Genomic DNA, 21,701 nt, shown 5'->3' with positions numbered 1-21,701 from the left:
GTGTTTTTGCATAAGGGGACGGATATCCTGCTTTATCAAAACAGGGCAACCCATAAAAACTGGATTGCCCTGTAAAGTTTTTGGCGCACACCACGCGCTAAACTAAAACATTCATTTAGATAGTGGAGTCTTTTTCATAAAAAGCACGAATTGTTTCGCACACGCGGCGCACTTGTTCTTCGGTAATTTCCGGGAACATCGGGATAGAGAGGACTTCTTTGGCGGCCTTTTCGGCTTCCGGGTAGTCCTCTGCTTTAAAACCACGGTCCTTATAGGCCGGCTGTTTATAAAGCGGTACCGGATAATACACCGCGCAACCAATATTGTTAGCCTTTAAATAGGCTTGCAATTCGTCGCGTTTTTCCGCACGGATGGTGTAAACATAGTAAGATTGTTCATATCCGGCGGGAGGGGTAGGGGGGAGGACCACAGGCACCCCTTCTAATCCTTCGGCATACCAAGCGGCGGCCTTGCGGCGCTTCTCAGTCCACTCTTCCAAATGCGGCAGTTTGACGCGCAAAATAGCGGCTTGAATTTCGTCCATACGCAAGGTGGACCCTTCCAAATCGTATTCATAGGCCTTGTCTTTGGCGCGTCCGCTGTGGCGCAGAGAGCGGCAGCGGTCCGCAATTTCGTCATCATTGGTGGTTACACAGCCCGCATCTCCGCAGGCACCCAGGTTTTTGCTCGGGTAAAAACTAAAACAACCCGCATCGCCAATGCCGCCAACTTTCACACCGTCTGCCATAGCCAAATGGGCTTGCGCGCAATCTTCAATTACCTTTAAACCGTGTTCATTGGCCAGGTGCATAATAGCATCCATATCGGCCGGATAACCGTAGAGGTGGACGGGCAAAATGGCTTTTGTTTTTTTGGTGATTTTGCGTTCCACGTCCTGTACGTCCAAATTATAGGTGCGCGGGTCAATATCGGCAAACACAAACTTGGCTCCCGTCAAACTGACAGAGGAGGTCGTGGCAATAAAGGTAAAAGGGGTGGTAATTACTTCGTCTCCGGGGCCTATTCCGGCGGCGGCCAGGGCAATTTGAATAGCACTTGCGCCGGACGAGCAAGTAATACAATGTTTCACGCCGATAAGGTCGGCAAATTCTTCTTCAAATTTTTCGGTTTGCGGGCCTAGCAGCCAATGCATAGAGTTTAGGGCTTCCATCGCCGCCGCATTAATTTCCTGCTTCAAACTGTCGTGCTGTTCTTTTAAATTAAACAGCGGAATCGGTTTCATTTCTTCCGTCATAAATTAACGTATCTCCTGTTATTTATATAAACTATACACTTCGGGCATTTCCAGAAGGTCTTTGGTAATATTTTGAAAGTCGTGCCCGGTAAAAGTGGCTACTAAACTAACGTAAAAACGGTTATCCTGTTTGGTAACCTCATTTTTTAAGATAGTTACTTGATGCGCTTCAATTTTTTTGATAATTTGGTTTACGGTGTCCCAAGTGGGGTCGCATACAATGTAAACGGTATCGTAATGTTTGACGAGTTCCACCAGTTTAAGCGTTTTACGCACGCCCAGTTGCACCAGCAAAATGGATACCGCCGAAAGGGAAGCCCAAAAATACTGTCCGTATCCTATCGCCATACCGATAGCGGCTACCAACCAAACGCCTGCGGCAGTGGTTAAGCCGGAAATTTTGTTGCCGTCGCGCCAAATGGAACCTGCACCCAAAAAACCCACGCCTGTTACCACTTGTGCGGCAATACGGCCGGGGTCTCCGCCCTGTTGGCCCATATATTCGGATAAAATCGTAAACAGCATTGCACCCAGACAGATGAGGCAGTTAGTGGCGAAACCGGCGGGCTTATCGTGATATTGGCGTTCCATACCCAACACGCCGCCCAAGATAAGGGATAAAAATACCTTTATAAAAATATCGTCCATATTCTTATCATACAATACCCGGGGTAAAAAAGTAAATAACCCGGGCATAAATAAAAAACCCCGCCGTTTTGCGCGGCGGGGTTTTGCAATAAAACTATTAGAAGCGCCAACCCAATTTGAGCATTACGTTTGTATAGTGGATACGGCTTTTGCCAAAGGCATTTTTAAAGTCGCTGGCGGCTTCTACTAAATAGTAACGGCATTCCACACCAAAGATGGTAGAATCGTCAATATCAAATTCCAAACCGATACCTATCATTTGCGCCAAGTCGGTGCTGTTGGTGGTTAAGTGGGAACCGTCGTCAAATTTTTGGCGGGCAAACATATGGCCCACACCGATACCGAAAGGAACATACAAGCGGGTGGCTTGGGTGGGGAAGAAATTTACGCGCCCGGTAACAAGCCCGGTAGCAATACCTGTGCGGTAGTAGGATTCTTTCCCGCCGGAAATAAAGGTATCGCCGTCACCCAGTTGGGCATAGTTAGCATCTAAACCCAAGGAAAAGACAGGCACCAAGTTGCGGGTAAAACCGATACCGGCGGTCCACCCAGTGGTACCGAGGTCCACTTCCTGTCCGTGGTGGGACCAAGTGTTTTGGGGTAACACCATACCGCCGTAAAATTCTACGCGGGTGGTATTTTGGCGCAAACCATATTCTTGCAAGCCGTAATAGTCCTGCGCAAATACCACAGGGGCGGCTACGAATAAGGCGCATAATAAAAGCAGTTTTTTCATAAGTCTCCTTACTGAATATAAGATAAGTATATTGTAAAAATTTTATAATCCTTTTACAATGTGAATTTGATTTTTTACGGTGGTAAAAGTCCCGTCGGTATTGTCTTGCACTACTTTATCCCATTGGCCGCGGGCGCGCAAAATTTGCTCTGCAATGTCGCGCACCGCCGCATCTCCTCCGTGTCGGGGGGAGGTGTAAAGGGCTAATTTTTTGGCCTCCGGTACGCTGTTGGCTACCGCAAGCGGCAAGCCTACGCGCGACATCATCCCCAGGTCAATGAGGTCATCTCCGATAAAGGCGGTTTCTTCGGGCTTAATATTAAAATGCTCCTGTAAATAGACAAGAGCCTTATGCTTTACAGGCGTGTTGTAAAAGAGGTATTTCATCCCCAGAATTTTCGCCCACCAGGCCAAGGTGTCGCTGGACCCGCGGGAAACAATGCCCGTTTCCACGCCGCAGTAGGTTAAATACATAAGGCCCATACCGTCTAACGATTCAAAATGTTTGATTTCGCGCGTAACGCCGTCTTCGCCTGTAAAAAAACTTAACTGGCTGTTCGTCATCACGCCGTCCACATCTGTAAGCAGCAGTTTTAATTTCTTTGCTTTTTGTATGAAAAGGGGGGATAATTCGTTCATATCATTATTATACCTTTTCGTGGGGCTAAAAATTATATAATACATTTATGAGAAAGTTCTTAACTCTGGCGCTGGCAACTTGTTTGATTGCTTGCGGCTGTACGCCCAAAACGGTTATCAGCAAAACATATGATTTTAACCAAATGGACCGTATCGGTGTAATGGCATTTACAAATGCGCGGCCTGCTTTGCAGGGCGTGGAAAATCTGTTTGCCAAATATTTAATCAGTGCCGGATTTAAGGTAGTAGAGCGCGCCCAACTGGAAAGCGTTTTAAAAGAACATAATATTTCGGTGTCTGGCTATTTGTCGCCCGAAACTACGCGCGAGATAGGCAAGATTTTAGGTGTAGATGTATTGCTTATCGGCGAGGTGAGTTCCTATTCGCCCGCCCGCACGGAATTAACGCTTACCAGCACCCGCCGCACGGAATCCCGCCCGGTTTACAAGCAAGACGTAATGCAACTGCCCGACGGAACATATGTGGGCTATACGCGCAACGTGGGTACGCAATATACACACTCGGCGGAAGTCCGCCCGACGGAATATACCATCAATGCGCGGGTGGGCATTATTGCCAAACTGGTAGATGTGGAAACGGCCGAAATTGTATGGATTGGCTCGGCTGATGAAACCGGTTCCAGCGCGTTGGACGCGGCCGATTATATCGCGCGCGGACTCGTCAAAAGTTTCAGCAAGGAATTGGCCAAAATACAGGAGGCCAAATGACCCGCGTTTCTCATCCGTCTTTGGCGGAACAATCGGCTGTTTGGTTGTTAAAAGCGTTTTTTATGGGCGTGAAAACGCTGTTCGTTTTAGCGGCGCTTACGGTGGGCGCCTTGGTGGCTGGGCAAAGTTCCGTCGCTCCTGTCAGCGTGCATTTATTGACTTCCTACGGAATGGAATATGCCGTTGCCACTTTTAAACCGTACCGTCATTGGTTCCCGGAACCATATTTAATAGAGTTAGAAACTAAATAAGAGGACTTATATGTTAGACATTAAATATATCGTTGCTCATCCTGATGAAGTAAAAAAACGTCTGTCGTTGCGCAAGCCGGAATTGGCCGCGCAAATTGACGGCGTACTGACCAAATATTCTGTTTACAAAACCGTTTTAGCCCGCGTGGAAGAACTGCGCGCCAAACGCAACGAAATGTCTAAATCTATCGGCAAGATTAAAAAGGAACAGGGCGACGAAGCCGCCAAAGAAGCAATGGCCGAAGTGGGCAAGTTAAAGGAAGAAATGGCCGTCAAAGAAGCCGAGTTGGACCCTTTAAAAAAGGAAATTAACGACTTGCTTTTAAGTATCCCGAACTTACCGAACGAAAAAATCCCGGTGGGTGTGAGTGATGCGGATAACCCGGAATATTTGCCCTGCACAATTCCGCTGCCTAAATTTGATTTTAAACCGTTGGACCACCAGTCGGTAGGTGAAAAGTTGGGTATTTTAGATTTTGAAGCCGCCGCCGCCTTATCCGGCAGCCGCTTTGCTTTGTTTAAGGGAGACGGTGCCCGCTTGGAGCGCGCAATCATTGCGTTTATGCTGGATATGCACGCCAAAAAAGGCTATACCGAAATTTTGCCCCCGGTGGTAGTAAACGAAGATATTTTGATTGGTACGGGCCAGTTGCCCAAATTCCGCGAAGATATGTATGAACTGGTGGGCGAACCGAAACAGTTTTTGATTTCTACCGCCGAAATTCCGCTTACGAACTTGAACCGCATCCGCGTGATTCCCGAAGCAGAACTGCCGGTGAAATTGACGGCATACTCTCCGTGTTTCCGCAAGGAATCCGGCACCTATGGTAAAGACACCCGCGGCTTAATCCGCAACCACCAATTTGATAAAGTGGAACTCGTAATGCTTTCCCACCCGGAACACTCTTACCAAATGTTGGAGATTATGGTCTCTGACGCGCAAGAAGTGCTTAAAGAATTGGGCCTGCCCTATCACGTGGTGGAACTGTGCAGCGGGGACATTGGTTTCTCTTCCGCCAAAACGTACGACATTGAGGTCTGGATGCCGAGCGAAAACCGCTTCCGCGAGATTTCCTCCTGCTCCAACTGTCTGGATTTCCAGGCCCGCCGTATGGGGTTGCGTTTCAAAAATGCCCAAGGCAAACAGGAATATGTCCACACCCTTAACGGCAGCGGTTTGGCCGTAGGCCGCACCTTTGCCGCTATTTTGGAAAATTTCCAACAGGCCGACGGCTCTGTGATTATTCCGCAAGCCTTGCGCCCTTACTTCGGCAAAGATAAGATTGAGGCCAAGAAGTAATGAAGAAGTTTTTGCATTTACTGGCGGCGGTATGCCTTTTGGCGTCCGCCGCCGTTTCGTCCCAAGCGGAAATTACGCTCCCGCCGGACGTAATGGCCTATGCCACGGAAGGGATTAACGGCGTATATAGTTTAGATTTTGACACCGCAGATAAAAATATCCAAAAAGTATTTGCCGAATACCCCGATCACCCCTTTGCCCACTTTGGCAACGCAATGATTGCTTGGAGCCGCTACGAATATGAATACGAACTGAGCGACGATAAACAGCGCAAGGTGTTTGAGCAAATTTTGGACGATTCTATCAGCGGTATTAAACGCTGGATTAAAAAGAATCCGGACGATTCCAACGCTTATATGGGTATCGGTGCGCTGTACGGTTTGCGTGCTATGTTTACAATGCGCAACCGCAGTTGGATTACCGCCTATTTCAGCGGCAGGAAGGCAATTAAAAATCTGGAAAAGTCGCTGGAAATAGACCCAACGTATTACGATGCTTATTTCGGTCTGGGCATTTATCAGTATTACGCCGGAACGCTTCCTTCCGTAATTAAAATATTGGCGAAAATCGTCGCCATTAAAGGCAACCCGGACGAAGGAGTAAAACAACTCAACTTGGCGCGCGAAAAGGCGCACTTTACGTCCGACAGTGCCAAACTGATTTTAATTGAAATTCAAAACACGCGGGGCAGTAAATATTATGCCCCGGAAAAATCGTTGCAGTACATCCGCGATTTGCGTGCCAAATATCCCAAAAATCCGCTCATGCACTATGTGGAAATTATCTGCCTGTACGAAACGGGCCATTATAAAGAAGTAACCGAACAGGCCGAAAAATTTTTATCCCTGATTGGCAAAGACCCGTTCTATAAGGATATTTACATTTCCCGCGCTTATACCGCATTGGGCACTTCTCAAATGGCGCAAGGCCATTTTGAAGAAGCCAAAACCTTGTTTGAGCAAGGCCATCAGGCGCTTGAAAAGCAAGAGCCTAGCCGCTGGGGGGTGTGGAACGAATTTAGATTAGGCGAAGTATATGATATCTTGGGCGAGCGCGAAAAAGCAAAAAAGCAGTATCAGTATGTGCTTTCGTTCAAAGACAAATGGGGCTTTGATGATGCCGCCAAGGCTCTCTTAAAAACGCCGTATAATGTGCCGGGAGGCGGGAATGTAGGCCCGTTACCCCCGTTATAAAATGTTTGGTTGCGAGTCTTTTAGCCGCCCTTTTGGGCGGCTTTTTGTGGTTATGAAAAGTATTCCTTTTGGCTTGCTGTAATAATCCAAATGTGTTATACTCTACTTATGTCAGGTTTCCCGCTTGACTAATCAAACAAGGAGAAATCAAATGAGAAAACTAGTAGTTTTAGGAGTGCTTTTGAGTATTTTGTGCGCCTGGCCGACCGCTGCCAAAGCCGATAACTGGGGCATTGGTGTAAAAGTTGGCGTGGGCGAAAATGACCCCAAAACAATGAAAGATATGCAAGATAACGCCGGCTACTACGGTCTAAATTCGGATCTGGAAGAAAACAACGGCGTGTTTGGTTTAGAAGCCTTGTATGAATTTGACTTGAATGACAATGCCGATAAATTGGGTGTCAAATTAGGGTTGGACTTTTTTGGCGAAAACAAATTGGAAGTATCTTCCCCCGCGGGGTCCGGCGCATTAAAGGAAAACTCCTTTTCCGTTCCTTTGACGGTATATTATAAAAAAGATAACGGATTAAAACACTGGAGTCCTTTTGTGGGCGCGGGGCTTTCTTTGTACCGTACGGAATTCAAGGTTGAGGACACCGGCAGCAGCGAAAAAGTCACCAAAAGCAAAGTAGCGCCGCATATTATGGCGGGTGCTGAATATAGATTTTCCCCCTTGTTTGCGCTTGGCTTGGAAGCGAAATATAATTTTGGGGCCAAAATTAAAAAAGACGGAGATGTCCTGTCCGACCATTCCGGTTTTGGTGGCGCGATTACGGGCCGTTTCTACTTTTAGTTATTGATAAATTGTTTTGCACAAGGGCTTGCGCGAGAGTTTTACGCAGGCCCTTTTTTATCGGCATAAACGGGGTTTTTCCGGGCGCAAAAAACCGGGTGCTTGCAACTGCACCCGGTTCATCAAGGATTCAGTAAAAAACCCGCTCTTACGAGCGGGTTTAAATTATTTTTTAACGGACAAATAGCCCATTAAGCGGTAGATTAACTTGGAGACGTTAAACTCCGTAATGGTATCAGCCTTGCGTTGGCAGGCTTCCACTACATCCACCGCCACGATTTTTTTATGTTTAATGACTTCGCGGAACAAGTCCAGCGCTTCATACCACATAAAACCGCCGGGTTGCGGTGTGCCCGTGGCCGGAATAACAGCCGGGTCAAAGCCGTCCACGTCAATAGTGATATAGACGGTATCCGTCAATTTTTCAAGCACTTGTGGAATCAGTTTTTTAATGTCACGGTGTTCGTGCATTAAAAACGTGGTAACCTTGCCCGCATTGCAGTATTGTTTTTCTTCGCTGGCTACGCTGCGGATACCCACCTGTACCACCGGTACCTGACGGCTGGCCGGATAAAGCGCGCAGGCGTGGCTTTTAGGCGTGCCTTCAAAGGTTTCGCGCAAATCGGCGTGAGCGTCAAAGTGCAGGATGCTTAAATTTTTATATTTATCAATATACGGCTGGGCCAGGGCTTGCGTTACCGTGTGTTCACCGCCAATATAAAACGGGATGGCTTTGTATTGCATTAAATTCCGCACGGTTTTATCAATATTTTTAAAAACCGTGTTGGTGGAACCTTTGCAGTTGATGGCGGGTTGGGTGTTGATGCCCAATTCCCAGGTTTCGGTTTTGGTTTCTTCGTCCCACAGTTCAATTTGGGTAGAGGCTTCAATTACGGCAGCCGGCCCCTTGGCGGTACCGTGCCCGTAGCAGACCGTTTTTTCAAACGGCACAGGCACTACCACGAATTTACAAAGGGGCAGAGAACTATATTTGCTCTCTAGCCCCATAAACTTATCGGTTTGTACGTTATCGCTCACAAATATTACCGGAGTTATTTGACAAACACAGCCGCAGCCACTACGGTGGTCCAAAGGCCTTCCACGCAGATGGCGGACTGGGTAATGTTGGTCGTGCGGACGATTTTTCCGCTCATTTTCCAGATTTCTTCTTTCTGGTCCCACGTCGTATTGTTATCAAACTCAATACCCAACGTGGTAGAGAGCATCAAAGCGGCCAAGTCTTCCGCATAGTCGCCGGCCTGTTTATCGGTTTCGCCGAAACTGTGGTGTTCGGAAATATATCCGTGAGTGGTTTTCCCTTCTTTCGGGATAGCCAACCCCACCGAGGCGGAAATCAAGCGGCGGTATTCGTTGCTGGTATTTCTGCTGATTACACAATGCAGAATTTGGCCCGGGTGCAATTCTTGAAGCCCTTTGGAAACGGGCACGGTTTTGCAGCCGGGAGGGAAGATGCTGGACACAGGCACCAAGTTGAAACTGGCAATTTTGGCGTCTCTCAACGCTTCTTCAAAACTGGCCAATTTTTCTTTGTGTCTGCCAATTCCTTTGGTAAGGAATATCTCTTTGGGTACAAACGCTTCGTACATTTTTATTTTTCCACTAATTCCTTGATGTTGAGAATTAATATAATATTAATTATAACAAATAACACTGAAACAAAACACGTTTCTTTATTATTGTTACGGATTTTCTAACCGGCGGTTGCCCGCATAAGGGCAAAACCGCTACAATTAAGAGTGTATTATTTTAATATGAAAAAAACAAAATTACTTTTGGTTACGGCTTTGCTTTTAACCGCGACGGGAGCGTTTTCTATGGCAGATATGTTTAATAAAGACGGTGTTTTACATTTTAATTACCAGGCGCAGGACTTGGCCCCGGCCGAGGCCGAAGCGCGCGTGAAACTGGAAAAAGATTTAGCCGCTTTAATTGCTATCCCGCAAGCGGAACGCACCTTTGAAAATACCATTATGGGCTACGAGCGCGCTTTTGACAATTACGGCAACGCCTTGGGGATGAGCGGATTTTTGTCTTATGTGTCCACGGATAAAAAATTCCGCGATGCCGCCAACGATTTACAAATGCAAATCAGCCAATATATGGTGGACGTAGCCACCCGGCGCGACGTCTATAAAGCCATACGCGAATATACCGATACCAACCCCCGGTTGGATCCGGTGCAGGCAAAACTCGTTAAAGAAATGCTGATCGGGTTTAAAAACAGCGGTATGGATTTAAATGATGCGGACTTGGAAAAATTTAAAGCCTTAAATAAAGAAAAAGCCGAGTACATCATTAAGTTTGATAAAAATATCCAAGAGTACAAAGACCCCTTGGCCGTTACGCAAGAACAGTTGCAAGGATTAGGCGAAGATTATATTCAAAAACTATCCAAAACCGATGACGGAAAATACTTGGTTACGTTAGATTACCCCGACTATGTACCTTTTATGCAAAATGCCGATGACGAACAAGCCCGCAAAGAATTGGAATTTAAATTCAACCGCCGCGGCGGACAGGAAAATGTGGAACTGTTGGAAAAAACACTCACCTTGCGCCGCGAAATTGCCCGCTTGCTCGGTTATAAAAATCACGCCGATCTGCGGTTAGAGGACCGTATGGCCAAAAACCCCAAAACGGTAATGGCCTTTTTGAAAGACTTGCAAAAAAAATTAAAACCTCTTGGCAAAAAAGAAGATAAAGAAATGATTGCCTACAAAAATTCCAAAACAGGCAAAAACAGCCGCACGCTTTACTCGTGGGAGAGCGGCTATTGGAGCAATAAATTCCGCAAGGAAAATTTGGAACTGGACAGCGAAAAAATCAAAGAATATTTTCCTTCCCAGGTAGTGATTGACGGTATGCTTGATTTGTTTGGCGGTGTTTTTGGCATTACCTTTGAACCGGTGGATATTCCCGTATGGCACCCGGACGTAAAGGCCTTTAAAATTAAAGACAAAGCCTCGGGTGAACTGGTGGCCTACTTTTATATGGACCTTTATCCGCGTGAAGGCAAATACAAACACGCAGCCTGCTTTGGCTTGGTAGAGGGGGAGGAAAAGCAGAACGGCACTTACCAAATTCCGTTCGTGGCGATAGTAGCCAATTTAAATAAACCCTCCGGCGATACGCCTTCTTTATTAAAACACAGTGAAGTGGAAACTTTATTTCACGAGTTCGGGCACGTTTTGCATAATGCCTTAACCAAAGCCAAATATTCCTCCTTTTCGGGTACCAGCGTCAGTTGGGACTTTGTAGAAGCCCCCAGCCAAATGTTGGAACGCTGGGCGTGGGATCCGCAGGTGCTTAAAAAAATCAGCAAACACTATAAAACAGGCGAAGCCTTGCCGGATGATTTAATCAAACGGATGATTGCGGCCAAGAATTTCGGCGCGGGCGGAATGTACTTGCGGCAAGATTTTTTTGCCCAGTACGATATGACGCTCCATACGGCGGATACGACGCCAGACACCACCAAACTGTATTTTGAACTAACCAAAAAAATTCGCGGGCTTCCGCTTACAAAAGGCACGATTCCGCAGGCTTCGTTCGGGCATATTATGGGCGGTTATGATGCCGGATATTATGGTTATTTGTGGTCGGAAGTGATTGCCGAGGATTTCTTCGGCGAGTTTAAAAAGAACGGCATTTTTAACCCGGAAACGGGCTTGAAATTCCGCCGTGAAATTTTGGAGAAAGGCGGTACGCTGGACGAAGAAAAAATGGTAGAAAACTTTTTAGGCCGTCCGGCGGACAATAAACCGTTCTTAAAATCTATTGGGTTGGAGAATTTATGAGCGCGGTAATCGGTATTGATGTAGGTGGCTCCACCACTAAAATTGTGGGCTACACGGACGGCGGAAAATTAATTTCCGTTTTAAAAGTAGAAGCGGCCGACCCGTTGACCTCGGCTTACGGCGCGTTGGGTAAATTTATTAACGAAAATAATTTAACGCTGCCGGAAGTAAAGCAAATTATTTTAACGGGTGTCGGCTCCTCCTTGTTTAAAAAAGAGGTGTACGGAATACCCACTTCCAAAGTGGACGAATTTGAAGCCATTGGCCTGGGCGGGCTTGCGCTGTCCGGCAAAAAGGAAGGGCTGATTGTCAGTATGGGTACAGGAACGGCCTTTGTCCGCGCCGGGAAAGACGGCATCCGCCATATCGGCGGCTCAGGTGTGGGCGGCGGCACGGTGCTGGGTTTGTGCAGTAAACTGTGCGGGGCCACCTCGTTTAAAACGGTGGTGGAAATGGCTGCCGGCGGCTCTTTACAGCGGGTAGATTTAAACATCGGCGACATCAGCAAGGGAATAATCCCCACCTTGTCTGCCGATACAACAGCCTCCAATTTTGGCAAAATGGAAGACGGAGCCAGTCATAATGACTTGGCTCTCGGTATTTTAAATATGGCTTTTCAAACTATTGGGATGATGGCTGTTTTTGCCTGCCGCAACGATAGCGTGAAAGACGTAGTTTTAACAGGGACCTTAACCTTGGTTCCGTGCGCAAAAAAAGTATTTAATGCTTTGCACAAAATGCACGGCGTAAACTTTATTATTCCCCAAAATGCCATTTATGCCACGGCAACGGGGGCGGCTCTTTCGTATCTTTATAAAAACGGGACAAAGAATGACGGCAAATAAAAATTCGTACAAAAAATCCAGTTTTGGCCCGGCCTTTTTATTTTTAGAAAAAGCCCGCAGAACAGCCTTGGCCGATTATTACGAATTTTGCCGCTTAATGGACGATATTGCGGACGAACCTGATGTAAAAAATCCGGAAGGGGAACTTTCCTTTTGGAAGGAAGAAGTGTCGCGTATGTATGAAGGAACACCTGTTACAGATTTGGGTCGCCGTTTACAAAAGGATGTCCGCTTCTTTGGTATGTTGCCGGACCGTTTTTTACTTTTAATAGAAGGGATGCAAGCCGATTTAGCGGGCCGTACCTATCAGACCGAACAAGAGTTGGAGTGGTATTTGCTGCGTGTGGCCGTGATTGTGGGGCGTGCGACGTTGGACATTTTGGGCGTAAAGGGCCAGCAGGCCGACCAATTATCCTGGGAATTGGGCAGTGCGGTGCAAATTACCAATATCATCCGCGACGTGGCCGACGATAAAAAACTGGGCCGCGTGTATCTTCCGGCGGAATTGCTTGCCAAATATGGCTTGACGCGCGAGGCTGTTTTGCAGGAAGAAATGCCTCCCAAATTGGCTGGGGTTTTGCGTGAGTTGTCTGCCCGGGCCGAAAAGCATTACCAAAAGGCTTTCAGTTTAATGGGCCTGTTCCCGCGCCTAAAAATGCTGCCGTGTAAAGTAATGGGGTATGTATATTTAAAAAATCTTGCTAAAATAAGAAAAGAAGGTTTTTTAGTATCGGTTCCGGTTAAATTAACCAAGGGCGAAAAATTACGAAGCGTATTTTATGCACTATTCAAAACTATTTTCTAACGGTATTTTAATTGCTTGTTTGCTTACTCCGGTCTCCTCGTTTGCGGCGGATAAAGTGTCTGCTTGTGTGGAGAGCGGCAAAACGCTTTATGCCGCAAAAAATTATACCAAGGCCAAAGAAACCTTTACACGTTGTGTGAAAATGGATGCTTCTAATGTGGATGCCCTGTTGTCTTTGGCGGGAGTGCTTTTAACGCAGGACGATTTGAACGGAGCCGAAAAATATTTTAACGAAGCGTTAAAATATATGAAGCGTAATTCTCCCTATTGGTCTTATGTCTATTCTATGTTAGGGGATATTTCGCTTAAACGCCAGCAGAACGACCAGGCCCTTAAAATGTATTCTAAATCGTTGGAATATAATGCCGCTAATGTAAATTCCTTGGTCGGAAAAGGTGTTATTGTGGAATATCAGGGCGATAAACAGGGCGCGGCGGAATATTACCGCTCGGCGATTGCCGTGGAACCGATGAACTTAATCGCGCGGAAGAGGCTTGTTAATTTGGAGCCGGACTATTTAACCGACGAGGAAATACTGGAAGCGCTGAAACAGCGCTATGCCGTCAAGCCGGAAACGGCCGAACTGACGGATGCGGACAGAGAATTATTTGCCGCAATTCACCGCGACGAACAACGCCAAGGCGTAACGTATTTAAAAAACAAATATCCCAAAATGCCGGGCGAGTATGTGGTAACGCTTAATAAAGGAACGGGTTTTGAGCGGGAAATTTTAACGCTGGACGGCTACAAAGCGCTTGAAAAAAGTATCGGGCAAGACGCGTTTAATGTATTCAACCGCGCGGGTGTAGCGGTGCGGGATATTTATAGCCTGCGCGATATGAAAGGCAACAAAATCTACACGCCCGAAAGCACCTTAACCGACAGCGGTTTTTATGTTTATACCGAAGCCTTAAAAAACCGTAAACGCTTTTTGCTCCCCAGCGAATCCGTTCCGCCAACCCCGGCCTTTTTGGCCCAGTTGGAACAGCGGCAAGAGGACTTGAAAAAGGCGGGCTATATTGAAATTTCCCGCTCCGAAGTAAAAATGTTGGAAAACCAAACCTTGTGTTCCGAGGATACTTTGCGCAAAAATTTGGGACTGTATGTTTTAAATATGTCCAAAAACGAGCGCCGCTATTTTGTCCAAGCCCGCACGTCGGACGATAAGGCGGGGGTGTCTTACTATTATGTAATGTCCTCACGCAAGAAACGCAACCCCAAAGTAAAAGTTCCCTCCAACGCGTTGGTGGAAACTTACGCTCTTTATGGCTACACGCTATGCGCGAGCGACGGCGAACTTATCCAATAAAAGCAGATTTGTTGACATAAAAATCCCCCGGGACTACGCGCCCGGGGGTACTTTTATATATTAAAAACCCCGGGGAAATTGTAAAAAATTCCCCGGGGTTAAAGTTTTATATTTTGCCACAGAATCCGCGCGCATAAGGCGGGCTACTGGCTAATACTTACAAGTTATCTGCCGCGCAACGATTACAGTTCGTTTTGGGCGAGGACTTCTTGCAAGGTTTTGGCAGATTTTTGCAGGTCGGCCGCTTCTTGTTCGTTGATTTCAAACGGAACGTGTGTCTCTACACCGTTTCTGCCCACGATAGCCGGCATACTCAGCGCAATACCCGAAATGCCGTATTGGCCTTTCATTAAAGAAGAAATCGGCAAGATAGATTTTTCGTTGCGCACAATGGCTTCGCAAATGCGGCGCACGGCCATAGCAATACCGTAATAAGTGGCACGTTTGCGTTTGATAATTTCATACGCGCTATTTTTTACCTCATCAGCGATACGCTTCATTGCTTCCTCGTGCTTAAAGAAACCGCGCATTTCGCAGAATTTATTTAATTTAATGCCGGACACGTTGGCGCAACTCCAAGCGGCAATTTCGCTGTCGCCGTGTTCGCCGATAATAAATGCGTGTACGCTGCGGCTGTCCACGTCCAAATGTTGGCCCAAGTTGTATTTCAGACGTGCCGTATCCAACACGGTTCCGGAACCGAATACACGGTTGGCCGGGAAGCCGCTTAATTTAATGGCGACGGTAGTCAAAATATCCACCGGGTTGGCTATGATAAGCAAAATGCCTTTGTAATCAATTTTTTTGATTTCCGGGATAATAGACTTAAAGATAGCAATATTCTTTTTGACAAGGTCCAAGCGGGTTTCGCCAGGTTTTTGGTTGGCTCCCGCCGTAATAATGATAAGGCCGGCATCTTTTAAATTGCTATAATCACCGGCATAGATTTTCATCGGTTTGGCAAACGGCAGGCCGTGGCTGATATCCAGGGCTTCCCCCTCAGCGCGGGCTTTATCGGCATCAATAAGTACCATTTCGGTAAACATACCGCTCTGCATCAAACTAAAAGCGGAGGACGAGCCGACAAATCCGCAGCCAATAATGCCAACTTTGCTAAAATTGATATAATTTGTTTCCATACTTTTACTTCCCCCTTGGGGCTTTTGCCCCGCTGCTATTACTATACAAAATCTGTCTCTCTTATGGCACCATTAAAAAGAATTACTACTTAAAACTCCACGCGTTGCCCATAGTGTTTTCAATAAATTCCAGCAGCCCTTTGTGGAGCAAAATCCGCTTATTGGTGCGGATGCGGTGAACTTTGTCCGGGTGTTCCTTGGAGGGAACCTCCAAATATATTACGGTAGTTCCGCGCGTCATATCCAAATAAGTACGCAACTTTTGCAGATTATTTTTGGAATAGTTTGCCGGAATATGGATGGTAAATTCCTTGGCGATATTGGAAATCAAATCCGTTACGCTGCTGACGCCCTTTAAGTTAAGTTCAATGCGTGCGCTGTCCTCGTCCACCTTAATATCGCCCATAAAGTTCAAAATGGCATTAGGCGCCAATTTGTGCGACATTCCCTCATAGGCCGAAGCAAACGCATTAACCAAAATAGAGCCGGTACAGTCCTCAATCATCATTTGCGCCCACTCTTTCTTTTGTTTGTTTTGACGTTTTTTAAAGAGTGTAATAATGCCTACAATGTTAAGCCGTCCCGCGGCGCGCCCTTCCAAAATATCAATAATCGGTGTACAGCGCAGTTGCTTTAAATAGTTTTGGTATTTAGCAATCGGATGCCCGCTGAAATAAAGGCCCAAGACCTCTTTTTCATACGCGAGTAACTCGCTTTGGGTAAGCGGGTTCGCCTTAACGGTTGGCTTTTTCTTTACGCTTAGCACAGCCGAAAAATCGTCGCCAAACAGGTTGCCCGCATCTTTTTCTTTTTCTTTGGCTACCAGGTGGGCGGTATCCACGGCATTGTCTATATTGGCTAACAGCGTGGCGCGGACGGCTTTGGGATCCTCTCCCGGCATCATAGAGTCCAATGCCCCGGCCTTGGTTAAACTTTCAATTGTTTTCTTGTTGGCTTGGAACAGGTCAATACGGCTGCATAAATCTTCCAACGATTTATAAGGCCCGTCCTTTTTGCGTTCGCTGACAATAGAAAGACACGCTTCTTCCCCTGCGTTTTTAATGGCTTCCAAGGCGTAGCGGATGTATTCCTTGCCGTCAATTTCCTCTACTGAAAATTCCGGCTCGGATTTATTTACGTCCGGCGGAAGGGTGGAAAAACCCATTTTTTTGGCTTCTTCCAAATAGGTAACAATTTTGTTTTCCTTATCGTCGGAACCGATAGCGTTGTGCCCGATTTCGTTGGTCAGGGCCGCGCACATAAATTCAATGGGATAATTGGCTTTTAAATACGCGGTTTGATACGACACCAAACCATATGCAAACGAGTGGGATTTGTTAAAACCGTAGCCTGCAAAGGCCTTCATTTGTTCGTAAATATGCGTAGCGATTTTTTCGGAAATGTTATTCTTTTTACAACCCTCTACAAATTTCTTGCCGAACTTTTCCATTACGTCCAGTTTCTTTTTACCCATAGCCTTACGCAAGGTATCAGCCTCGCCGGGGGTAAAGCCGCCCAATGTTTTGGAAATTTGCATAATCTGCTCCTGATACACCATACAACCGTAGGTGTCTTTGAGGGTTTCTTCCAACATAGGCGTTTCATAGACGATTTTTTCTTGTCCGTTTTTGCGGCGCACGAACATATCCATCATACCTGATTCCATCGGCCCGGGGCGGTAGAGCGCCACCAAGGCGGACACGTCGCTAAATTGGGTCGGCTGCAACTTTTTAATCAGGTCGCGCATACCGCCGCTTTCCAACTGGAAAATGCCCAGCGTTTTGCACGCGCAAAGCATATCGTAGGTTTTTTTATCATCTAACGGAATTTTATTAATATCAAAATTGGGGTCGTGGCGGGCGCGAATCATTTTTTCGGCATTATCAATGACCGTTAAAGTACGCAAACCCAAAAAGTCCATTTTAAGTAACCCTAAATTGGAACACGGCTCCCCTTCAAACTGCGTAGTAATAGAATCACGCGCCCCGCGTGCCAAGGGGACATATTCGGACACGGCATCCTTAGTAATCAGTACCCCTGCGGCGTGGATGCCCGTATGGCGTTTTAATCCTTCAATTTTGCGGGCCATTTCAAAGAGTTTTTTGCTCTGCGGGTTGCGGTCAATTTCGTTTTTAAGTTCGTTGATTTCCAACGCCTTTTCCAATGTCATTTTAGGGTCATTGGGAATCATTTTGGCAATACGGTTGGATTCGGCTACCGGAATTTCCATCGCGCGGGCCACATCTTTTAAGGCCAGTTTGGCTTTCATTGTACCAAAGGTGATAATTTGGGAAACTTTATCGTGTCCGTATTTGCCGCGCACGTAGTCAATTACGCGTTCGCGCCCCGCGTCGGACATATCAATATCCAAGTCGGGCATACTTACGCGGTCCGGGTTCAAAAAGCGTTCAAACAGCAGTTTGTTGACGATAGGGTCCACCCGCGTAATATCCATACTGTACGCAACCAAAGACCCGGCGCCGGAACCGCGCCCCGGCCCTATCGGGATTCCGTTTGCGCGTGCCCAGTTAATAAAGTCCTGTACGATAAGGAAGTAGCAGTCAAAGCCCATTGTAATAATAACATTAAATTCAAACTCCAACTGTTTCCAATAATGCTCTGGCACATTGCCGTTCATTTTTTTGATAAGCCCTTTGCGGCAAATATCTTTAAAATATTCGGCGGAGTTGGGAAACTCTTTGGGAATATCAAAATTCGGCAAAATAAATCCGTGTTTTGGAAATTCCAAATTGCATTTTTCGGCAATTTCCAATGTGTTGGTGCAGGCTTGCGGCGTGTGCGAAAACAGCGCGCACATTTCTTCCGGCGATTTAAAATATAACTCGTGCGACATTTGCAAACGGTTGGGGTCGTTTAATGTCTTGCCCGTAGCAATACAAACCGCCACATCGTGTGCCAGCCAGTCATCCTTTTTGTAATAGTGGCAATCGTTGGTGGCCACTACGGGGATGCCCGTGCGTTTGGCAACATCTTTTAAAAGGGGCAGCGATTCTACTTCCTCCCGTATGCCGTGGTCCATCAGTTCAATGTAATAATTCCCAACTCCAAAGATATCTTGATATTCTTTGGCCAGCGCACAGGCTTTTTCAAAGCCGCCCGGCTCGCGGACATATTGGGATAAAAAACCCTTTAAACAGCCGGATAAACAGAGCAGTCCGCCGCTGTGTTGGGCTAAAATTTCCTTGTCTATGCGCGGGTGGTAATAAAAGCCGTCCACCCAGGCCATAGAGTTTAATTTCATTAAATTGCGGTAGCCCTCGTAGTTGCGGGCCAATAGGGTTAAGTGCCCGGTGCGCGACTTGTCCTTTTCGTTATATTTGCCTTCGGTAATGTAGAACTCGCACCCGATAATAGGCTTGATACCTGCCGCACGGCCTGTGTCGTAAAAGTCCAGCGCGCCGTACATATTTCCGTGGTCGGTCATTGCCATAGCGGGAATACCCTGCGCCGCTAAATCTTGCAAAAATTGCGAAGGTTTATGGTTGGATGAGATGCGCAGCATCCCGTCCAAGAGAGAATATTCCGTGTGGTTGTGCAGTTGTACAAATTCAGCCATAGAGGCAAATCCTTTTAAATGGGCGGACAGATAAACGGTCCGGGCGGGTCCAAATGTTATAAGATATTTATATGAAACATTATAGTAAATTAAAAGAGACAACGATTTCCTCCAAAACACTCTATAAGGGTGTATTGGGTGTAAAGATGGACGAAGTAAAACTGGTTAACGGTAAAACCTCCACCCGGTTGTATTTTGACCACCGCGGAGCAAGCGGTGTGCTGCCGGTAGAGGACGGATATGTCTATTTAGTCCAGCAATACCGCTACCCGATTGGCCAGGTTACCTTGGAAATTCCTGCCGGAAAGCGTGAAGAAAACCAAACTTTTTTGATGTGTGCCGAAGCCGAACTCAAACAAGAAACAGGATTGACGGCTAAAAACCTGCAAGAGGTAATGACGTTTCATCCTTGTAATGCTTTTTCCAACGAAGTGCAGCATTTGTACTTGGCAACGGGGCTGACCCGCGGGGAAGACCAACCGGATGAAGACGAATTTTTGAATTTAGAGCGAATCCCGTTGGATAAAGCCTATCAAATGGTGGAAAATGGCGAAATTACGGATGCCAAAACGGTGATTATGCTCCAATGGTATAGAATACATTTCCCTACTTTTTTTACCGAAAAAAAGTAGCAAAAAACTCGCCGCCCAAAGCGTTATAAAAAACAGAGTTGAACGGATATTTTGATAACTCGCCCTAACAGACTCAAACAAATCAAAATATTTTTCCGTTCAACTCGTTTTTTATCAGCAACGCACGGGCGGCCCAAACAGACTACTGTACAAGTGGGAAAAGGGGTGTTTTTGCCTTATACGCACCAGCCGGACGGGCCAAGACCCGTACGGAGTTTGCTTTTTCGTTTCACGGCGGGTTCAAAGGATTGCCAAAAACAACAAAGGAGGACTCTACTTTTTAGACTTGGTGCCCCCATCATAGGGGTCGCCTAATTCGCGGCGGATAAGTTCGTCAGCCAGGTTTTTGCCCTCGCCGTTGGTTACATCACACAGCAGGCGGAAATATTTATCCCGGCCGCAGTCGGAAAGTGTAATAGGTTTTTGGTCCAAAAACGCTTGGGTAAATTCCTTAGCCATTTGTGCCAATTTCTTTTCTCTGCCCGTTTTGCCCTTGATTTCGGGGGTGTCCACTCCGCGCACGCGCACAGGTACTTTTTCGCAATACACGGCAAGGGAACAGTTTAAATTAATTTTAAACGTGTCCCCGTCATATACCGAGGCAACAGACACATTTCTAAACATTTCCCCGTCCGCCACTTCGCCTGTTTGGGTGAGCGGTTTCCCCTGCTGTTGCATAATGTACAAAACAGCGGTGGCAATAACCGTTGCCCAAAATTTTACCTGCTTGTTGGTCTTGCGTGCGGAGGTTTTTCTTTTACGGGGCATTTATTTCTCCGGAAACAGTACATTTAGCGCACCGGGCTGTATGGTGATTTCCAGTTGGTCTTTGGTTTTGCGGGGTTCGCCGTCAATATGATAAACAATGTCGCCCGGCGAACGGATAACCGCGTGCTTGGCGTGCGTGGTTTCCGTAATACCAAAGGGTCGCCAGTTATCGGTAAAGAAAGACGGTGCTGCCAGGGCAAGTTTCCATTTGGGAGCATCTTGCACGATAACCATATCCAGTTCGCCGTCGCTTAAATTGGCTTTGGGGGCAATTTTAAAGTTACTGCCATATTGGCGTCCGTTGGCAAAAACCAACGTCAGGGGCGATAACGCGCAAGGGGTGCCGTCCAAATCCAACTGTAAGGTTTTAGGCTTGTAAGAAAAAACTGTCTGTGCGCCGATTTTAAAATAAGGCCACATCCCGCGGATTCCTGTTTTCCCCTGCTCCATAAATTTCCAGGCAATTTCGGCTTCAATGCCGACCCCGGCTAAATTTAAAAAGAGTTCCCCGTTAGCGCGGCCCGCATCGCACTTGTGCATTTGGGGGCGTTGCAAACGCATTACGGCTTCTTCAAACAAAAAGGGCATACCCAATTCGCGCGCAAAGCCGTTTCCCGACCCCTTAGGGATTACACCTAATGCCGTATTTGTACCCACCAGCCCGCGTGCGGTTTCGTTGATGGTGCCGTCCCCGCCGATTGCCACCACGGCTTCGTATCCGTTGGCGGCGGCTTCTTGGGCCAGTTCCGTGGCGTGTCCGGCGGACTTAGTCAGGCGCATATCGGCCCCCGGAAAATTGAGTTGGATACATTTTGCCATTGTTTCCAGCCGGTCTTGGTCCAGAAAGGTTTTCCCGCTTTTAGGATTTAAAATAAAAAGAATTTTCATAATTTTTTCAGTTTTTCTTCTTCCGTTTGGCTGTTTTTAATGGTTTCGCACAAGCGTTCGGTTTTTAAGAGGCCGTTGCCTATTTGGGCCACTTTGCTTCCGGCAGATAATACAAATATCATCAGTACCGCAAAAAGACCGAGGTTTGCCAATGTGCTTAAATTTTTCATTGGCAGTAACATAGGCCCGTATTGGGTATTAATTTGCATATCCGCAAATTGCATAACGGGCATTACGGCCCCGCCGTTTACAAACACCTTGTACATCCCGGTTAGGGAGAAAAAAATTAATCCTAATCCGGCGCAAATCAGTAAGTATCCAAAAATTTTGTTCATAGAAAAATTATAACAAAACGGGCAGTAAATCTGTAAGTTTGT

At 46.7% G+C, this 21,701-nt stretch carries 21 protein-coding genes; 10 read left to right on the top strand and 11 right to left on the bottom strand.

Features of this window, described 5'->3' with window-relative positions; genetic code table 11:
- Positions 1–115: 115 nt before the first annotated feature.
- The 4 genes from ACZOTW_RS00820 to ACZOTW_RS00805 all read right to left on the bottom strand — a co-directional run bounded on the left by ACZOTW_RS00820 (position 116) and on the right by ACZOTW_RS00805 (position 3,278).
- Entirely contained in the window at positions 116–1,255 is a 1,140-nt protein-coding gene (locus tag ACZOTW_RS00820; RefSeq protein WP_428039396.1) for a DegT/DnrJ/EryC1/StrS family aminotransferase, read from the bottom strand.
- Positions 1,256–1,273: 18 nt separating this feature from the next.
- Positions 1,274–1,903 (bottom strand): MgtC/SapB family protein, encoded by a 630-nt coding sequence (locus ACZOTW_RS00815; protein WP_177746632.1) that lies wholly within the window; start codon positions 1,901–1,903, stop codon positions 1,274–1,276.
- 97 nt (positions 1,904–2,000) lie between these two features.
- Complete coding sequence (locus ACZOTW_RS00810) at positions 2,001–2,639, bottom strand: outer membrane protein (protein WP_483997228.1); 639 nt, start codon at positions 2,637–2,639, stop codon at positions 2,001–2,003.
- 42 nt (positions 2,640–2,681) lie between these two features.
- Positions 2,682–3,278, bottom strand: a complete 597-nt coding sequence (locus ACZOTW_RS00805; RefSeq protein ID WP_483997227.1) for a KdsC family phosphatase — start codon at positions 3,276–3,278, stop codon at positions 2,682–2,684.
- Positions 3,279–3,325: 47 nt separating this feature from the next.
- On the opposite strand from ACZOTW_RS00805, the gene ACZOTW_RS00800 reads away from it, so the two are divergent.
- From ACZOTW_RS00800 to ACZOTW_RS00780, 5 genes are all read left to right on the top strand, one after another.
- Positions 3,326–4,006 (top strand): CsgG/HfaB family protein, encoded by a 681-nt coding sequence (locus tag ACZOTW_RS00800; RefSeq protein WP_428082169.1) that lies wholly within the window; start codon positions 3,326–3,328, stop codon positions 4,004–4,006.
- Positions 4,003–4,257 (top strand): hypothetical protein, encoded by a 255-nt coding sequence (locus tag ACZOTW_RS00795; RefSeq protein ID WP_177746624.1) that lies wholly within the window; start codon positions 4,003–4,005, stop codon positions 4,255–4,257. Before ACZOTW_RS00800 ends, ACZOTW_RS00795 begins: the two co-directional genes overlap by 4 nt.
- Before the next feature lie 10 nt (positions 4,258–4,267).
- The gene (gene serS, locus ACZOTW_RS00790) at positions 4,268–5,557 is read left to right on the top strand and encodes a serine--tRNA ligase (protein ID WP_177746622.1); all 1,290 of its coding nucleotides are present in this window, start codon (positions 4,268–4,270) and stop codon (positions 5,555–5,557) included.
- Positions 5,557–6,750, top strand: a complete 1,194-nt coding sequence (locus ACZOTW_RS00785; protein WP_483997226.1) for a tetratricopeptide repeat protein — start codon at positions 5,557–5,559, stop codon at positions 6,748–6,750. The genes serS and ACZOTW_RS00785 overlap by 1 nt, the downstream gene beginning before the upstream one ends.
- 151 nt (positions 6,751–6,901) lie before the next feature.
- Positions 6,902–7,543, top strand: coding sequence for an outer membrane beta-barrel protein (locus ACZOTW_RS00780; RefSeq protein WP_483997225.1), 642 nt, complete (start codon positions 6,902–6,904; stop codon positions 7,541–7,543).
- A gap of 165 nt (positions 7,544–7,708) precedes the next feature.
- On the opposite strand, the gene speB is transcribed toward ACZOTW_RS00780, so the two are convergent.
- Entirely contained in the window at positions 7,709–8,581 is an 873-nt protein-coding gene (gene speB, locus ACZOTW_RS00775) for an agmatinase (RefSeq protein WP_428039392.1), read from the bottom strand.
- Between the two features lie 14 nt (positions 8,582–8,595).
- A complete protein-coding gene (locus ACZOTW_RS00770; protein ID WP_177746613.1) occupies positions 8,596–9,150 on the bottom strand; it encodes a pyruvoyl-dependent arginine decarboxylase in 555 nt (184 codons plus the stop codon).
- A 165-nt stretch (positions 9,151–9,315) separates the two neighbouring features.
- Here ACZOTW_RS00770 and ACZOTW_RS00765 point away from each other — a divergent pair, with 165 nt between their 5' ends.
- Genes ACZOTW_RS00765 through ACZOTW_RS00750 form a run of 4 tightly spaced genes read left to right on the top strand, consistent with a single transcriptional unit; the run spans position 9,316 to position 14,320 of the window.
- Entirely contained in the window at positions 9,316–11,361 is a 2,046-nt protein-coding gene (locus tag ACZOTW_RS00765) for a M3 family metallopeptidase (protein WP_483997224.1), read from the top strand.
- Positions 11,358–12,206 (top strand): type II pantothenate kinase, encoded by an 849-nt coding sequence (gene coaW, locus ACZOTW_RS00760; RefSeq protein ID WP_428055015.1) that lies wholly within the window; start codon positions 11,358–11,360, stop codon positions 12,204–12,206. The genes ACZOTW_RS00765 and coaW overlap by 4 nt, the downstream gene beginning before the upstream one ends.
- On the top strand, positions 12,193–13,011 hold the full coding sequence (locus tag ACZOTW_RS00755) for a phytoene/squalene synthase family protein (RefSeq protein WP_483997223.1): 819 nt from the start codon (positions 12,193–12,195) through the stop codon (positions 13,009–13,011). The genes coaW and ACZOTW_RS00755 overlap by 14 nt, the downstream gene beginning before the upstream one ends.
- Positions 12,986–14,320 (top strand): tetratricopeptide repeat protein, encoded by a 1,335-nt coding sequence (locus ACZOTW_RS00750; protein ID WP_428040986.1) that lies wholly within the window; start codon positions 12,986–12,988, stop codon positions 14,318–14,320. Before ACZOTW_RS00755 ends, ACZOTW_RS00750 begins: the two co-directional genes overlap by 26 nt.
- A 182-nt stretch (positions 14,321–14,502) precedes the next feature.
- Here the strand turns inward: ACZOTW_RS00750 and ACZOTW_RS00745 are convergent, their stop codons facing one another.
- The gene (locus ACZOTW_RS00745; RefSeq protein ID WP_440255963.1) at positions 14,503–15,459 is read right to left on the bottom strand and encodes an L-lactate dehydrogenase; all 957 of its coding nucleotides are present in this window, start codon (positions 15,457–15,459) and stop codon (positions 14,503–14,505) included.
- 85 nt (positions 15,460–15,544) lie between these two features.
- Positions 15,545–19,036 (bottom strand): DNA polymerase III subunit alpha, encoded by a 3,492-nt coding sequence (gene dnaE / locus ACZOTW_RS00740; RefSeq protein ID WP_483997222.1) that lies wholly within the window; start codon positions 19,034–19,036, stop codon positions 15,545–15,547.
- A 71-nt stretch (positions 19,037–19,107) separates the two neighbouring features.
- On the opposite strand from dnaE, the gene ACZOTW_RS00735 reads away from it, so the two are divergent.
- Entirely contained in the window at positions 19,108–19,668 is a 561-nt protein-coding gene (locus tag ACZOTW_RS00735; protein ID WP_428049754.1) for an NUDIX domain-containing protein, read from the top strand.
- A gap of 273 nt (positions 19,669–19,941) precedes the next feature.
- Here the strand turns inward: ACZOTW_RS00735 and ACZOTW_RS00730 are convergent, their stop codons facing one another.
- From ACZOTW_RS00730 to ACZOTW_RS00720, 3 genes are read right to left on the bottom strand one after another with little or no spacing between them, the layout of a single operon-like run.
- The gene (locus ACZOTW_RS00730; protein WP_483997221.1) at positions 19,942–20,436 is read right to left on the bottom strand and encodes a thermonuclease family protein; all 495 of its coding nucleotides are present in this window, start codon (positions 20,434–20,436) and stop codon (positions 19,942–19,944) included.
- Positions 20,437–21,324 carry a diacylglycerol/lipid kinase family protein gene (locus tag ACZOTW_RS00725; protein ID WP_483997220.1) on the bottom strand — a complete coding sequence of 296 codons (888 nt, stop codon included), beginning with the start codon at positions 21,322–21,324 and terminating at the stop codon, positions 20,437–20,439.
- Positions 21,321–21,659 carry a hypothetical protein gene (locus ACZOTW_RS00720; protein WP_483997219.1) on the bottom strand — a complete coding sequence of 113 codons (339 nt, stop codon included), beginning with the start codon at positions 21,657–21,659 and terminating at the stop codon, positions 21,321–21,323. The genes ACZOTW_RS00725 and ACZOTW_RS00720 overlap by 4 nt, the downstream gene beginning before the upstream one ends.
- Positions 21,660–21,701 lie beyond the last annotated feature (42 nt).

It is taken from the genome of Candidatus Avelusimicrobium sp. (genome assembly GCF_056976295.1).
The sequence above is the reverse complement of the archived record's forward strand: the minus strand, read 5'-3'. Positions and strand labels throughout refer to the sequence as shown.

What these genes read in the sequence shown, in the direction of transcription:
- ACZOTW_RS00795 (WP_177746624.1), top strand. Translation starts at nt 4,003, where the DNA reads ATGACCCGCGTTTCTCATCCGTCTTTGGCGGAACAATCGGCTGTTTGG.
- ACZOTW_RS00820 (WP_428039396.1), bottom strand. Translation starts at nt 1,255, where the DNA reads ATGACGGAAGAAATGAAACCGATTCCGCTGTTTAATTTAAAAGAACAG.
- ACZOTW_RS00815 (WP_177746632.1), bottom strand. Translation starts at nt 1,903, where the DNA reads ATGGACGATATTTTTATAAAGGTATTTTTATCCCTTATCTTGGGCGGC.
- ACZOTW_RS00770 (WP_177746613.1), bottom strand. Translation starts at nt 9,150, where the DNA reads ATGTACGAAGCGTTTGTACCCAAAGAGATATTCCTTACCAAAGGAATT.
- ACZOTW_RS00765 (WP_483997224.1), top strand. Translation starts at nt 9,316, where the DNA reads ATGAAAAAAACAAAATTACTTTTGGTTACGGCTTTGCTTTTAACCGCG.
- ACZOTW_RS00735 (WP_428049754.1), top strand. Translation starts at nt 19,108, where the DNA reads ATGAAACATTATAGTAAATTAAAAGAGACAACGATTTCCTCCAAAACA.
- serS (WP_177746622.1), top strand. Translation starts at nt 4,268, where the DNA reads ATGTTAGACATTAAATATATCGTTGCTCATCCTGATGAAGTAAAAAAA.
- ACZOTW_RS00805 (WP_483997227.1), bottom strand. Translation starts at nt 3,278, where the DNA reads ATGAACGAATTATCCCCCCTTTTCATACAAAAAGCAAAGAAATTAAAA.
- ACZOTW_RS00755 (WP_483997223.1), top strand. Translation starts at nt 12,193, where the DNA reads ATGACGGCAAATAAAAATTCGTACAAAAAATCCAGTTTTGGCCCGGCC.
- coaW (WP_428055015.1), top strand. Translation starts at nt 11,358, where the DNA reads ATGAGCGCGGTAATCGGTATTGATGTAGGTGGCTCCACCACTAAAATT.
- ACZOTW_RS00780 (WP_483997225.1), top strand. Translation starts at nt 6,902, where the DNA reads ATGAGAAAACTAGTAGTTTTAGGAGTGCTTTTGAGTATTTTGTGCGCC.
- ACZOTW_RS00750 (WP_428040986.1), top strand. Translation starts at nt 12,986, where the DNA reads ATGCACTATTCAAAACTATTTTCTAACGGTATTTTAATTGCTTGTTTG.
- ACZOTW_RS00810 (WP_483997228.1), bottom strand. Translation starts at nt 2,639, where the DNA reads ATGAAAAAACTGCTTTTATTATGCGCCTTATTCGTAGCCGCCCCTGTG.
- ACZOTW_RS00730 (WP_483997221.1), bottom strand. Translation starts at nt 20,436, where the DNA reads ATGCCCCGTAAAAGAAAAACCTCCGCACGCAAGACCAACAAGCAGGTA.
- ACZOTW_RS00720 (WP_483997219.1), bottom strand. Translation starts at nt 21,659, where the DNA reads ATGAACAAAATTTTTGGATACTTACTGATTTGCGCCGGATTAGGATTA.
- ACZOTW_RS00745 (WP_440255963.1), bottom strand. Translation starts at nt 15,459, where the DNA reads ATGGAAACAAATTATATCAATTTTAGCAAAGTTGGCATTATTGGCTGC.
- ACZOTW_RS00785 (WP_483997226.1), top strand. Translation starts at nt 5,557, where the DNA reads ATGAAGAAGTTTTTGCATTTACTGGCGGCGGTATGCCTTTTGGCGTCC.
- ACZOTW_RS00725 (WP_483997220.1), bottom strand. Translation starts at nt 21,324, where the DNA reads ATGAAAATTCTTTTTATTTTAAATCCTAAAAGCGGGAAAACCTTTCTG.
- ACZOTW_RS00800 (WP_428082169.1), top strand. Translation starts at nt 3,326, where the DNA reads ATGAGAAAGTTCTTAACTCTGGCGCTGGCAACTTGTTTGATTGCTTGC.
- dnaE (WP_483997222.1), bottom strand. Translation starts at nt 19,036, where the DNA reads ATGGCTGAATTTGTACAACTGCACAACCACACGGAATATTCTCTCTTG.